Origin of the sequence: Portibacter marinus, from assembly GCF_021533195.1 — a bacterium.
GTDB classification, from domain to species: domain Bacteria; phylum Bacteroidota; class Bacteroidia; order Chitinophagales; family Saprospiraceae; genus Portibacter; species Portibacter marinus.
Genome location: NZ_JAJNKB010000001.1, coordinates 103,237 through 116,561 on the forward strand (window position 1 = coordinate 103,237; position 13,325 = coordinate 116,561).

General features: G+C 39.7%; 14 protein-coding genes. 6 read left to right on the top strand and 8 right to left on the bottom strand.

The window, feature by feature from the left end:
• The first annotated feature begins 12 nt into the window (after positions 1-12).
• Entirely contained in the window at positions 13-2,346 is a 2,334-nt protein-coding gene (locus tag L2567_RS00500; protein ID WP_235295721.1) for a TonB-dependent receptor, read from the top strand.
• Positions 2,343-2,666: a hypothetical protein gene (locus tag L2567_RS00505; RefSeq protein WP_235295722.1), complete on the top strand. Its 324-nt coding sequence runs from the start codon at positions 2,343-2,345 to the stop codon at positions 2,664-2,666. The genes L2567_RS00500 and L2567_RS00505 overlap by 4 nt, the downstream gene beginning before the upstream one ends.
• Here L2567_RS00505 and L2567_RS00510 read toward each other — a convergent pair.
• The gene (locus L2567_RS00510; RefSeq protein WP_235295723.1) at positions 2,656-3,600 is read right to left on the bottom strand and encodes a hypothetical protein; all 945 of its coding nucleotides are present in this window, start codon (positions 3,598-3,600) and stop codon (positions 2,656-2,658) included. The two genes, L2567_RS00505 and L2567_RS00510, sit on opposite strands and share 11 nt — an antisense overlap.
• A 67-nt stretch (positions 3,601-3,667) precedes the next feature.
• Here L2567_RS00510 and L2567_RS00515 point away from each other — a divergent pair, with 67 nt between their 5' ends.
• A complete protein-coding gene (locus L2567_RS00515) occupies positions 3,668-4,741 on the top strand; it encodes a hypothetical protein (protein WP_235295724.1) in 1,074 nt (357 codons plus the stop codon).
• Here L2567_RS00515 and L2567_RS00520 read toward each other — a convergent pair.
• Complete coding sequence (locus tag L2567_RS00520; protein ID WP_235295725.1) at positions 4,738-5,973, bottom strand: MDR family MFS transporter; 1,236 nt, start codon at positions 5,971-5,973, stop codon at positions 4,738-4,740. The two genes, L2567_RS00515 and L2567_RS00520, sit on opposite strands and share 4 nt — an antisense overlap.
• The gene (locus L2567_RS00525) at positions 5,970-6,446 is read right to left on the bottom strand and encodes a DUF6495 family protein (protein ID WP_235295726.1); all 477 of its coding nucleotides are present in this window, start codon (positions 6,444-6,446) and stop codon (positions 5,970-5,972) included. The genes L2567_RS00520 and L2567_RS00525 overlap by 4 nt, the downstream gene beginning before the upstream one ends.
• A 58-nt stretch (positions 6,447-6,504) precedes the next feature.
• On the opposite strand from L2567_RS00525, the gene L2567_RS00530 reads away from it, so the two are divergent.
• Positions 6,505-7,686 carry an MFS transporter gene (locus L2567_RS00530; RefSeq protein ID WP_235295727.1) on the top strand — a complete coding sequence of 394 codons (1,182 nt, stop codon included), beginning with the start codon at positions 6,505-6,507 and terminating at the stop codon, positions 7,684-7,686.
• 127 nt (positions 7,687-7,813) lie between these two features.
• On the opposite strand, the gene L2567_RS00535 is transcribed toward L2567_RS00530, so the two are convergent.
• The 5 genes from L2567_RS00535 to gatC all read right to left on the bottom strand — a co-directional run bounded on the left by L2567_RS00535 (position 7,814) and on the right by gatC (position 11,947).
• On the bottom strand, positions 7,814-9,142 hold the full coding sequence (locus L2567_RS00535; protein ID WP_235295728.1) for a hypothetical protein: 1,329 nt from the start codon (positions 9,140-9,142) through the stop codon (positions 7,814-7,816).
• Positions 9,143-9,392: 250 nt separating this feature from the next.
• A complete protein-coding gene (locus L2567_RS00540) occupies positions 9,393-9,944 on the bottom strand; it encodes a hypothetical protein (RefSeq protein ID WP_235295729.1) in 552 nt (183 codons plus the stop codon).
• A gap of 160 nt (positions 9,945-10,104) precedes the next feature.
• Positions 10,105-11,097, bottom strand: a complete 993-nt coding sequence (locus L2567_RS00545) for a YpdA family putative bacillithiol disulfide reductase (RefSeq protein WP_235295730.1) — start codon at positions 11,095-11,097, stop codon at positions 10,105-10,107.
• A gap of 5 nt (positions 11,098-11,102) precedes the next feature.
• Positions 11,103-11,648, bottom strand: a complete 546-nt coding sequence (locus L2567_RS00550; RefSeq protein ID WP_235295731.1) for a cob(I)yrinic acid a,c-diamide adenosyltransferase — start codon at positions 11,646-11,648, stop codon at positions 11,103-11,105.
• A gap of 2 nt (positions 11,649-11,650) precedes the next feature.
• Complete coding sequence (gatC, locus tag L2567_RS00555; RefSeq protein ID WP_235295732.1) at positions 11,651-11,947, bottom strand: Asp-tRNA(Asn)/Glu-tRNA(Gln) amidotransferase subunit GatC; 297 nt, start codon at positions 11,945-11,947, stop codon at positions 11,651-11,653.
• A 119-nt stretch (positions 11,948-12,066) separates the two neighbouring features.
• Here gatC and L2567_RS00560 point away from each other — a divergent pair, with 119 nt between their 5' ends.
• The gene (locus tag L2567_RS00560) at positions 12,067-12,699 is read left to right on the top strand and encodes a deoxynucleoside kinase (protein ID WP_235295733.1); all 633 of its coding nucleotides are present in this window, start codon (positions 12,067-12,069) and stop codon (positions 12,697-12,699) included.
• Complete coding sequence (locus L2567_RS00565) at positions 12,686-13,324, top strand: YggS family pyridoxal phosphate-dependent enzyme (RefSeq protein WP_235295734.1); 639 nt, start codon at positions 12,686-12,688, stop codon at positions 13,322-13,324. Before L2567_RS00560 ends, L2567_RS00565 begins: the two co-directional genes overlap by 14 nt.
• Position 13,325 lies beyond the last annotated feature (1 nt).

Below are 13,325 nucleotides of genomic sequence, written 5' to 3' on the forward strand. Positions count from 1 at the left end.
CAATGTGAATTAATGGCTCAGCAAGGCCTTGTCTATGGATACATCGTTGATCAAAGTACAAGAGCTCCACTGGCATTTGCAAATGTTGCCGTTGATGATGAAGATGCTGTTATTGAAACGGATTCAGCAGGCTACTTCGAAACCTATCTAGATCCAGGGTTCCACAAAATCAGTATCACCTATCTGGGTTATGAATCTATGGTACTACATCAGATAAAGGCTGATCCCATCAAGCCCAACGAACTGCTGATCGAGCTAGACCAAGTAGCCAGTCAGTTGGATAACATCGCCATTACAGCAAGTGTAATAAGCAGAACAGCGGAGACACCATTGTCCATTAAGTCGATCGGTATCAACGAAATCATGCGACTTCCTGGCAGTACCATTGATGTATCCAAAGTCATCAAAAATCTGCCTGGCGTACTACCTAAAGTGTCATTTGGTTACAATATTATCGTTCGAGGTGGTGCATCGCATGAAAACAAGTTTTTTATCGACGGTATAGAAATCCCATCGATCAATCACTTTTCTGTTCAAGGAGTATCAGGTGGCCCAAACGGACTCATCAATGTCGATATTCTCGAGAGAGCCAATTTGATCACCGGGGCATTCCCAGCTGATCGTTTTAATGCCCTCAGCTCCGTTTTAAATCTTGAAACCAGACCGGGCAGAGAAGACAGATTAGGCACAAAATTCACCTTAGGTGCTACGGATGTCGGATTGACATTAGAAGGGCCGATCGATCAAAAATCCAATTTTATCGTCTCCGCCAGAAAATCTTTTTCAGAGTACTACCTCAAGGCATTCAAACTTCCAGTTCTGCCCGCATACACAGATTACAATTTTAAATACGAACGGCAATGGAATCGCAATTCACTGAAAATCATAGGAATAGGCGCATTTGATCGCTCGAGATTAAATCTTGATGATGCCAACAAACCCGATGCAACTGTTGGTCTGCTTTATAACACCGGTTATATCCCTGAAGGTGACCAAAATGTAAATACCATAGGATTAAATTATAAAAGATATACGGACCAGGGGCATTCGACATTCATCGCCAGCACCAGCTACTTTAGAAACAAAGCCATCAAATACTTTGATAACACCTTCGAGACGGAAGACCTATGGTTTGACTACGATGCTGAAAAAAGAGATAGTAGAGTCCGTTTCGAACAAACACAATTAGTAGGCAAAAACAAACTGAAATTCGGGATCAATGGTGAGCAATCTCATTATATCCTGGATAACTATTCGATTGAAATCGGGCCTGATATTTCTCCCATTGTCCTTGATTTTACGAGCAAGTTGACCACTTACCAATACGGTTTCTTTGCAAGCTATTCTTTGAATCTACTCAATGACCGACTCAAACTTTTTGGCGGTGTGAGAATGGATGCCTCCACTTATGGGACATTGACCCGTAATCCGCTGTCTCAGACTTCACCCAGGGCAGCAGTTTCATACCAACTCACTGAAAAAAGCAGTGTAAGTGCCTCGGCCGGCTCTTATTATCAGCTTCCTCCTTCGGTCATGCTGGCTTATGCCGATGATGGAGAAATGATCAATAGAAATCGGCTGGATTACATTCAATCAGATCAATTGGCTTTGGGATATACTTATCAGCCATCTGAGGACAAGATTTATTCTGTCGAGGCTTTCTACAAAGCCTATAGCGACTATCCTTTCCTACTCAGAGATTCAATTTCGTTCGCTAACGCAAATGCCGATTACGTGGCAGTGGGCAATCAACCAGCTGCATCCATATCAGAAGGTAGGGCATATGGAGTTGAGATCTTTGCTAGAAAAAAATTCAGAAATAATAACCTTTGGTCAGCAGCTTATAACTTGTCCAAAAGCGAATTCAAAGATACAGATGGGAACTTTATCCAGAGCTCCTGGGATACCCGCCATTTTCTCACTTTAATATTCGCCAGAACTTTTGGAAAGAACTGGCAATTTGGTACGAAGTTTACCTATGCTAGTAGCTCACCTTACACCCCATTTGACACGGAAAGATCATCTAGAGTGGACTTTTGGGATTTAAACCGGAGAGGAACCTTCGATTTCGACAGATTAAATTCAGCTTATCTAAAGCCCTTTCATCAACTTGACATTCGGTTTGATAAGAACATTTACAAAGACAAATACACCGCAAACTTTTACATTGACATTCAGAATATTTACAGTTCTGCCATAGAATTCATACCTTACCTGGTACCGAAAAGAGGCGTAAATGGCGAGTTCCTGATTGATCCGAATGATCCTTCACGATACCAAACGGAACTGATCTCAAGCGATTCCGGCCGTGTTTTGCCTACAATAGGAATAATCATTGAATTATGAGACTATTTTTGATGTCAATGTTTTCGTTAGCTACCTCTTTCATTTCTGATTGCGGTTCTGAGAAAGTAGTTAATGAACCGTGCTTTACCGATCGCGCCGTGGTAGAAACCATCACTAATATTGTAGTTGAATGCACCAGTAATGAGGCATTTGTATTACTTCAACGAACTGATGGGAACGAGCGATATTCAATTTGCAATAGTGACCTTTTTGAAATTCAAGAAGGCATGACCTATACGATATCGGGTAAAAAATATGAAATGAAGCCCAATGAAAGATGGCCGGGTGCACCGTTGGAGTTGACCCAACTTAAGAAGTGATGATGATTTTTTCCTTGGCATCTTCCAATTCTTTGAGCCGTTGATCCACCTCCACCAAATCCTTATCCAATGATTGGATAATTCGGTTTACTTTATCCTTTACAGAATACACATTAGAAAGAGCGTTCTTTATTTTTTGTTGAATGATCCAGTCCGAAATCAGATTGTCAAAGAAGATATCTGTAAATGAACCCAGGGAATCGATCCTGATATCAAATGTAAAGGAGCCTGCACCTAAATTGTAAAGATCTTGTTGAAACTTGCTTAAAATATGTTTGGCTTTAAAAGCAGTTTCCCTGGCTCTGTCCACAGCATCATGCTTATTATAACTGGCCATTCTGCCCTTTCCCATCATATCCCAATTGCCCCAATTCTTTGCCTGCTGCAGAAAGGTGAGCATTCTTTCAAGCATTTTAGAAGCTTCTAATCCCGTATGGACTGCACGACGAAGATCATTTCTAATGATGATTTGACGATCAGTCTTCTTTAAAATCTCTTTTAGTTCTCTTCCCGAAGGGGAATTCGATGTGATCAACTCCTGAGTACGCTGTTTTTTAAGCGTTTTCAATTTGTTTTCAAGTAGTGTTACATCCACCAGCTTTTTTTCCAATAACGATTTTTCATATTCCAGAATGTCAACCGTTTTCTTCATACCATTGAACTTCAATGATGCCTGTAGATATTCCTGCCTTTCTTTTTCAATTTGCTCCTCCTTACTGCCCAAAACTTTGTGAAATAGTGACTTGACACTTAAGGACTCGAGTTGCTTCCAGTCGTTATATTCCTTATCCAGGAGCTTTTCAAATTTTTCCAACTCCTTGTATGCCTTGGCCAATTCTGAATTGGTTTTGGCAAAGTGTTTCCTGATGTTTTTAACATTCTGGATTTCTTCAAGCGTTTTGTGTAGTTCCGTCTGAGTATCCTTTGAATTCATATTAAATTAAGAGGTAATGTTCGTCTGTAAGGTAATATTAATTATTTTGTGTACTAAAATTTAAGTTATGGGATTTCTAGGTGAATTTAGAAAATTGTTGTTTGGTGTCAAGTCTGTGAGCAAAAGTGCCGGTAAGAAAGCAGTAGAAAAAGGAAAGGATATCGGAGATGACATTCTAGATAAATCTTCTGATTTTTTCGAAAATGCAAAAGACGCAGTAGAAGATCGATATGATAAAGTCCGGGATTCTTTCAAGGAAGAAAGTGCAGAGGCAGAAGAGAAAGTGAAAAAGACCAAGGATAAAGTCGTGGATCAGGCTAAAAATATTGGCAAAAAGATCGCTGAAAATCCTGTTGTGGACAAGGCTGCTGATGTCTCTGAGGCAGTTGGAAAAAAGGTATTGGAAGTAGGTGGTGACATGATGGAAAAGGGTAAAGACGTGAGTGAAAAAGTGGGCAAGAAAGTCCTTGAAGCCAAGGATAGGATTGTGGAAAGAGCCAAAGAAATTACAGACGACCTTGGCGAAAAGCTGGATGACACTATTAAGAAAGCGGAAAAGATGGCTGAGGAGGAAAAAGCCAGGCCAAAGTCTGAATTTGCAGAAACTCCTATCGATGTAGATGATTCCCTTTTAGATGATAAAGATGATTTTTTCAGTAAGGCAGCCGCCTATGCAGATGGAGATCATCACGCATTTAGTGAAGGGAAAATAACCATCACCCCAAGTGAAGATATAACAGATTTAGAACCTAAGGAACCTAAAGTTGTGAAGGCTGCTGGTTTTGAAGATTTGGATGGAGATGGAGACGAAATAGCTGATGATGCAGAGATCATAGAGGATAATAATGAAGTCATCGTTGACAATGCAACAAATGAATTGAAAGAAATCAAAGCCAAAGCAACTGAAGTGTCAGACCAAATTAAGGAAGAAGTAGAGAAGATCACCTCTGAGACCGAAGCTGCTGTCAAAGGTGTAGCTGAAGATGCCGATGCAATTAAAGATCAGGCAGAAAGCAGAATTGATAACGCTGTTTCAGAATCAAAAGACAAACTCGACGAAGTGGCAGACATTGCCGAAAACATTTCAGATGAAGTCACAGGCAATGATGACGCTGAGCCAGGCAAACCTAAGGACAGTTAGGCCCTGGAGGAGCCAACCATCTTGATGAGCACTAGAGTAAGTACTGCTGAGATGATTCCAATCACACCCATGAGATACCAACTGGTTGCATAACCAAAATTAGAACTGACCTGCAATCCCAGATTAGGGCCGATAATGTGCGAAAGTGAAAAAGCAATCGTGTAAGCTCCCATGTATTCTCCTACCCTCCCCTTGGGCGCGCGTTCAAGTGACCAGGAGTTGGAATAAGGAAAACCAAGCATTTCAGAAAGCGTTAAAAATATCATACTAATTATCAACATCCAGAACCACATGGTCGTATTCAATAAGAAATAGGAAATGGATAAGAATATGGTTGAAACAAAAATGATTTTTAAGGCTGAAAATTTGCGACGTTCCATCCAGCTCACTAGAGGCATCTCGGTCAGAAAAATCAATATACCATTCAATGCCATAATCCATCCAATGGTCTTCTCATTGAGGTGATGAATTTCTTTGTAGAAAAGCGGCAAGTTGGCAAATAATTGAAAAAATGCGATGTTGAAAAGAAAGAGGATCAACATCATGAGCAAGTAAGCTTTGTCCTTCCACACCCCAGTAGAGCTGGCTTTAGCGTACAAATTATTTTGCTTTTCCGCTTCCAGTGAATGTGGCTTAGGTCGCAAAGCGATCAGTATGAAAACTGCAGATAAAATACATGTAATTCCATCTAAATAGAACAATAAACTGGCGCCATAGCGATAGAAAATAAAGCCTCCAATAGCCGGGCCAATAGAATATCCCAAATTGATGAATAACCTGATCAAAGAAATGGACCTCGTTTTGTTTTCTGGCAACGAGTAGGCGTCTATAGCCGTAAAAGCGGCAGGACGAAACGCATCGGAAATGGTCATTTGGACGAAAATAGCGATGCAAACGCCCAGATAACTTTTAAAATAAATTAAAATCATAAAGCCAAACCCCGACAGCATCATACTGGTGATCATGACATGATAATAGGAGAACCGGTCTGTCAATTTTCCGCCTAACCAAGAACCCAGAAGAGATCCCAATCCAAAGAAAGTCATGACCCATCCAATTTGGCTTAAACTAAACTCCAGATTTTTCGACATATAAATAGAAAGAAATGGAATAACCATAGTGCCTGCCCTATTGACCAATGTTGCAAGAGAAAGCCACCACATTTGTCGGGAAAGACCTCGGAATGAATCCAGGTAAAAATCGAAGAGCTTTATCCCAGGCCTCCTTCTCATGTTTGCTCGAGCGCTATTTCAAGGGTTTTATGAAGATTACCATTCGAAACCAGACAGCCCTTTTCAATCATATTAAATATTTCAGTTTCCCTGATATCTTGATATGGTTTCTTGGTTTTGTAAATCAACAAATCTTCTGGTGGACTTCGCATGGCTTGTGCAATATAAGCCGCATCCCTGAAATCTGCCAAAGGATCATCAAGTTCCATGGTGATCAGGTGAATCTCCTGCTCGCCACAGTGGAAAGATCGAATGGCATTTTTTTCGTGAACTTCAAGATGTGTCACATTTCGGAGAATTTTTTCGAAAACAACATCAGAAAATAAGTTCACTATTTTCTGTGCCTCATCAGGCTGGTCAATTTTCATCTTTACCCAATCCGTGGCAGTAATGCCATTAATCACGAGATAATCGATGAACTCTTTCTCTAATCCTTTTAATTCTTCGTCGGTAAGTAGTCTGTATTTCGCCATGATCGCAAATTTATTTAAAATAAAACTAATATGTTCCCGGCATTTTCCATTTTTGCAAATGGATTCTAGCAGGGAGAAGCTCTACACCTTTGATTTTTGGATGCTTTGTTTAAGTCAGGTTTTATTCTGTGCCAGTTTCTCTATGATCATTCCTGAGCTGCCACAGCACCTGACCAATTTAGGAGGAGAGGAATACAAGGGATTGATCATCTCATTATTTACCCTTACAGCGGGAATATCTCGTCCCTTTAGTGGAAAATTAACGGATACGATAGGAAGAATCCCTGTCATGGTTATTGGTACACTATTTTGTGTGGTTTGTAGCTTTCTGTATCCATTTATGACTTCTGTTTTCGGCTTTTTGTTGTTGAGATTTTTTCATGGGTTTTCAACTGGCTTTAAGCCAACGGCATCTTCTGCATATGTTGCAGATGTTGTTCCGATTTCACGGAGGGGAGAAGCCCTGGGCATTATGGGTGTGAGCTTTAATCTGGGTGCTTCAGCTGGACCTGCAATAGGCTCCTGGTTAACGATTATATTCGGCATTAATACCATGTTCTATATTTCAAGCTTGATTGCATTCATATCTATTTTCATCCTGCTGGGTCTAAAAGAATCGCTGGTCAATAAAGTGAGCCTTACACCTCGATTACTATTGCTCAAGAAGAATGAATTTATAGACTTTTCAGCGATTGCACCAGCAATGGTCGTCGTATTCATCTACTTTTGCTTTGGCGGAATGCTAACCATCATTCCCGACCAAAGCATCTTTCTTGGAATTGAGAATAAGGGTATATTTTTCACCTATTTTACTGCTTTTTCCATTCTTTCAAGATTATTCGCTGGAAAGTTATCAGACCGGCTGGGCAGGGTGATTGTTATTCGTTTTGCAATCATAGCGCTTGTCTTATCCTTACTGTTTTTAGCGTTTGCCTCACAAGGCTGGATGTTATTGGCGGCCGGATGTTGTATTGGGTTTTCTATCGGTATTGCTGCTCCTGCACTTTTCGCATGGTGCATCGACAGATCTGCAGACGAAAATCGAGGTAAAGCGCTTGCAACTGTGTATATAGCTCTTGAGGTAGGAATCGGACTGGGCGCTTTACTTTCAGCGTGGATTTACGATAATGATCCGGATAACTTCTGGAAAGTGATGAGTTTAAGTGCTTTAATTTCCTTGATGGCCATCATCTATCTGGCTTATTGGAACCATCGGAAAAAGAAAGGATTAAGTTTTTAGACCATTCTAATTCTGCAGATTTTGTCTCATGTTACAGGAATTCAACCTAAAGCAAATTGAACCATTGAATTGTACAGTCATTTGTCTACAAATGCTTCTCAGCTAGACTTTCCAGTCATGCATTGCATTAGTCAATCATCAAGAACTTCGTTTCCATGTAGTAGATACTCCAGATACGTTCTCCGGAGCTGTCGAAATTTTCTCCACGGTCACTGGTAAAAAAGAAATATTTGCCGTCAGGCGAAAACCTAGGTGCGGCCTCATTATGCGATGAGTTTACAATTGGACCTAGACTTTTAGCCTCACTCCATTGGCCATTAATTAATCGTGTATAATACAAATCTTCTCTGCCATAACTATCCTCCCGATTCGAAGTGACGAAAAAAAGCAACTGTCCGTCCGGAGTAATACAGGGCCCACTGTCAAACCCTTTATCATGAGAAGGCGGAGTAAGTTCTGAAGGATCACTAAAAGAATCATCACCATTCATACGTGTTTGATAAAGATTAGCAACCTGTCCAGAAGTACCTTGAGTCCAGTAATAAAGTTGGCCACTTGCATCTATAGTTGGACCGGCTTCATAATGTTTAGGCCATTGATCCTGTGCTGATCGAGTTCTATTTATATTGTTTGGTAGCGCTACTGGCGCTGACCATCCTCCGTCTGTTTGTTTCATGACCCATAAATTCATGTCCAGAACATCGGACTGAGCGATTCCTGCGATTGGTCTATCGCTGGTCATAAAGAAATATTTTCCATCCGGAGAGATAAACGGCCCTTCATCTCTTCCAGTAGAAAAATCAGCTACCACAGCTCTAGACCATAAGCCTTCGCTATTCCTTTTAGTAGTGTAAATCTTTTGCGGTGAGCCATCATCCTTTCTTCGAGTAAAGTAAGCCGTGTTACCATCAGGTGCGAACGTAATTCCCCACTCATTGGCATCGGAAGTAGCTATTGTACCTGGTTCAAATAATGTGGGTTGATCAATGATGCGAGTCCCTTTTTGAAATCTTTTTCTAGAGATTTGTATACCATTGACATCGTATTCATAAGTTATACCATCCAATTGACCATTTTTGTATACCGATTTATTTTGGAGCTTTCCATTCTCGTGATAACTGACATAAAGTCCTTGTGCGATGTCATCAATGTAAAAAGATTCCGATCTGAGTTGACCATTGGGATAGAAATATTCCCATTTGCCATTTCCCAGGCCATTTTCCCACCAGGCTCTGTACCTTAAAGTACCATCAGGATACCATTCAAGCCAAAGGCCCTCGGCTCTACCGTTGACTTCCTGACGCCACAACTTTGCTCTCCCATCTGTATAATGCTCCACGACCACACCTGTATAATTTTCAGGTTTATCTTTTTCATCCATGACACTTGCCTTGTTGAAGTCAAATTGACCATCAACACTGAATCCGATTGAAAGTAGAAGTAAGATTTTGATCAACTTCATAGTATTAACATCCTTATTTCAAAAAAAAAATAAATTATGAACTCACAATTACCTAAAAAGTTTCGCTCAGTCCGATTATTTGCCGATAACGCTGTTACCATTGTAGGGACAACAGATCAGGTAAGAATGTTTCAGATACTTTCAGTTTAACATCGTTAATCATCAAAAGGCACCTAAAAGTTTTAATTATTGATGATTTCTAAATTACGAATTGAAAAAGATGCAACAAGCTTACTTCAACCACTTAAAATCTATAATTAACACCAAGACTTAAGGGAGTAGCTACACTGAAAACCTTATTAAAATTGTTGAGGTCATATATTCCATATAATAGCTTAGGTTTAAAAGTCGCTGTCAGATTAAAATGATCGCTTATTTCATATCCAATCCCAAAATTGTAACCTATTCCACCACCAAATCCTTCTCTTTCTGGTAAAGCGAAAGCGAGATTGGCAAATCTATACCTAGAATATCCTAGGGTTAATGCCACTCCATGTCTAAGAAACCACTTATTTTCTTGACCAAAATACTTTCGGTTTTCATACCATATTTCAGCATTAAATCCAGAATAAAAAGAACTATATGCACCAGTATTTGCCGTATTGAATATTTTATTGTCTTTGTAGTAATATCTGTAATGAAGCCATCCTGCAAAGCCGTAGCTTCTCAAGCTGTTATTAAAACTGATGCCCACTTCGTGTTTAGAAATTTCCTTTGCTTCTTTATTTTCGACAGATTTCTGTGCGTTTACTAAGCCGGCGATAAACAAAGCTAAAGTAAAATAGATGTGTTTCATTTTCATATTTAAATTAAGTTTAATGTTATTTGATGAGAATCGGTATGAGAACGGCTTGTGTATAAATGAGCTGTTCTTACATGATCTTATAACATATATTTAACATTTTTAATGATGGTGACAATTAGGAAGTGGAAGCAAGTGATGGTTTATGATTCAACTACAATACATTAGCTGTAGTTTTTGTGCTTTTATTTCGTTTAAGGATATCACTGATAATCTTTTCTCCGTGATCTCTTGTATTCTCAATAAACAGTTTGCTCGTCTTCAAACCTGCACAGATCACTCCCGCAACATATAAGCCCGGAATGTTTGACTCCAGGGTTTCCTCATCGTGAGTCGGAACACAGTTTTCTTCAGTATTGACCTGTAAACCCAGTTTTCTTAAAAATGAATAATCCGGAAGATATCCAGTCATGGCCAGTACATAATCATTTGGAATTTCTATTACTCCATCTTCCGTGTTCAATACCACCGTTGAAGGCTTAATTTCTTTCACCGTAGTATTAAAATAGGCCTTAATCGAACCTTCCTTGATCCTATTCTCAATATTGGGTCTGATCCAATATTTCACTTTTGAATACAATTCAGGACCTCGAATAGCCATGGTTACCTGGGCACCTTTATAGTGACATTCCAATGCCACATCACATGCTGAATTCGCTGCGCCCACCACCAGCACATTCATGCCGATATAAACATGTGGATCATCGTAGTAGTGCTTCACTTGAGGCAAATCTTCTCCAGGAACTTCCAGCATCCGGGGAGTATCGTAGTAACCTGTGGACACCACCACATTTCTTGCAGCGTACATTCCTTTTGTTGTTTCAATCTCAAAAAGATCATCTTCCTTGTTCAATTTCCTCACCTCCTCAAGTAGATGAATGTTGATATCATAGGTTTCAACAATTCGTCTGTAGTACTCGAGTGCTTCCCTCCTGGTCGGCTTGTCTCCATGAGAAATAAATGGTATGCCGCCGATCTCCAAAACAGGTGAAGTGGAAAAGAAAGTCATATTGACCGGGAAATTGTAAATTGAATTGACCAGTACTCCTTTCTCCAGTATCAAGTATTTTAAATCGGCCTTGTGCGCAGCGATGGCACAATTCAGACCTGTCGGTCCACCTCCAATAATAATAAGGTCATAAACCATGAATTCTAACGCTTTGGCTTCCAGACTGTTTCCCTAACGCCTGTTTTCGCGGCCACAAATCTTGCCAGGACGAAGAAATAATCTGAAAGTCTGTTAAGATATTTTTTAATTAAAGGATTGACCTCCGCAGATTGTTCAAGAGACACCACCCTTCTCTCAGCTCTTCTGGCAATGGTTCTGCAAATGTGACATAAACTGATGGCCTGGCTACCGGAAGGCAGTATGAAATTCTGAAGTGGCTCTAACCGATGCTCCATATTGTCAATCTCATTTTCCAATAATTGGATGTCGGCTTCCTCAATCGTAGGAATCTTAAATTTTGATTCTTTAGGAGAAGAAAGCATCGAACCCATCACGAAAATATTATCCTGAATCCTTAAAAGTAAGGTTATAATCACTTCTATATCAATCAAAGATATCAATTGACCTATAAAAGCATTCAACTCATCTGTTGTTCCGTATGCTTCAATTCTCAGATCATCCTTAGACACTTTTTGACCGCCAAACAGTGACGTTTGACCCCCATCTCCTTTTTTCGTATATATTTTCATTTTTACTTTTTGAGGTCAATGACTTTTGGTACTGTAATATAGGGCTCTTGAACAGAAGGCGCATTTTTTAATGCTTCTTCATTGGTCATTTCATTCCTGGCTTCATCGTCCCGCAACACATTCACATCCTGATTGATGTATCTTAACGGCTCCACTCCTGTGGTATCCACTTCTTTAATTTTATCTATCATTCCCAGGATATTCGTCAGATCCTTCTTCATAATCTCCTTTTCCTCAGGGGACAAAGATAGTTTTGCCAGATTTTCCAACTTGTTAATCAATTCATCATTTATTTCCATATGACAAAATTAAGCTTTTTAAAGAGGAACTTAAAAGTTATTAACATCTATAGAAATGGTTTACCAATCACTTATTCAGTTAATGTACAAATTGTAATTTAGCGCCCTGACTGAGAATTATGGAGAAAAAGAAGATCAAACACATCGCAATTGCCGGAAACATTGGTGCCGGAAAAACTACCCTTTCAGAAAAATTAGCCAAGCACTATGGTTGGGAAGTGCATTATGAGGATACCAATACCAATCCTTACCTCAGCGATTTTTATAACGACATGCAGCGCTGGTCCTTCAATCTTCAGATCTACTTTTTAAATAGCCGTTATCAACAACTCATCGAGATTAAAGAGGGTGAGAAGACAGTCATACAGGACAGAACGATCTATGAAGACGCTTATATCTTTGCACCAAACCTACATGACATGGGACTGATGGCTAAGCGAGATTTTGAAAATTACTTCACACTCTTTAAGACCATGGCTGACCAAATCGGCCCCCCCGATTTAATGATTTACCTTAAGGCTTCCATATCCACATTGGTGTCTCACATTCAAACAAGAGGTAGAGATTATGAAGGCAATATGAGTTTAGATTATCTCAAGCGCCTCAATGATAAATATGAGCGTTGGATTTCCAACTATAAAGGAGGTAAGCTGTTAATCATTGAAACAGATCAATTGGACTTTAAAAACAATCCTGAAGATTTTGGGAAAATTGTACAATTGGTGGATACAGAACTTTATGGACTATTTTAATGAATTACGTAACAAGGATGCCACTCTAGTCGCGGTTTCAAAAACGAAGCCCGCTGAAGACATCATGAGACTTTATGATCAAGGTCACCGCGATTTTGGAGAAAACAGAGTGGGAGAACTTGTAGAAAAGCATCAGGCATTGCCTAAGGATATCCATTGGCACTTCATCGGTCATCTACAGTCTAAAAAGACCAAAGAAATTGCTGAATTTATTCATCTTATTCATTCAGTCGACTCCTTTAAGCTGTTGAAAATCATTAATAAAGAAGCGAGTAAAAATAATCGAACTATAGATGTGCTCCTTCAAATCAAGATTGCAAAGGAGGCGTCAAAATATGGTTTTACATTCGATGAACTGATCAGCGATTTACAGCCCGGAAAATATGAAAACATTCGCTTCCGAGGAGTTATGGGCATGGCCACCTTCACAGATGACAAAGACCAAATTCGCAATGAATTTAAGAATTTGGTTTTATACAACAACGAGATTAAGGCCACCCACTTCCGCAATCAGGAATCATTCAATCAGATTTCCATGGGAATGTCGGGCGACTATGAAATAGCGCTTGAGGAAGGTGCTACAATGCTTCGTATAGGAAGCCTGATTTTCGGCTCTAGAGATTAGC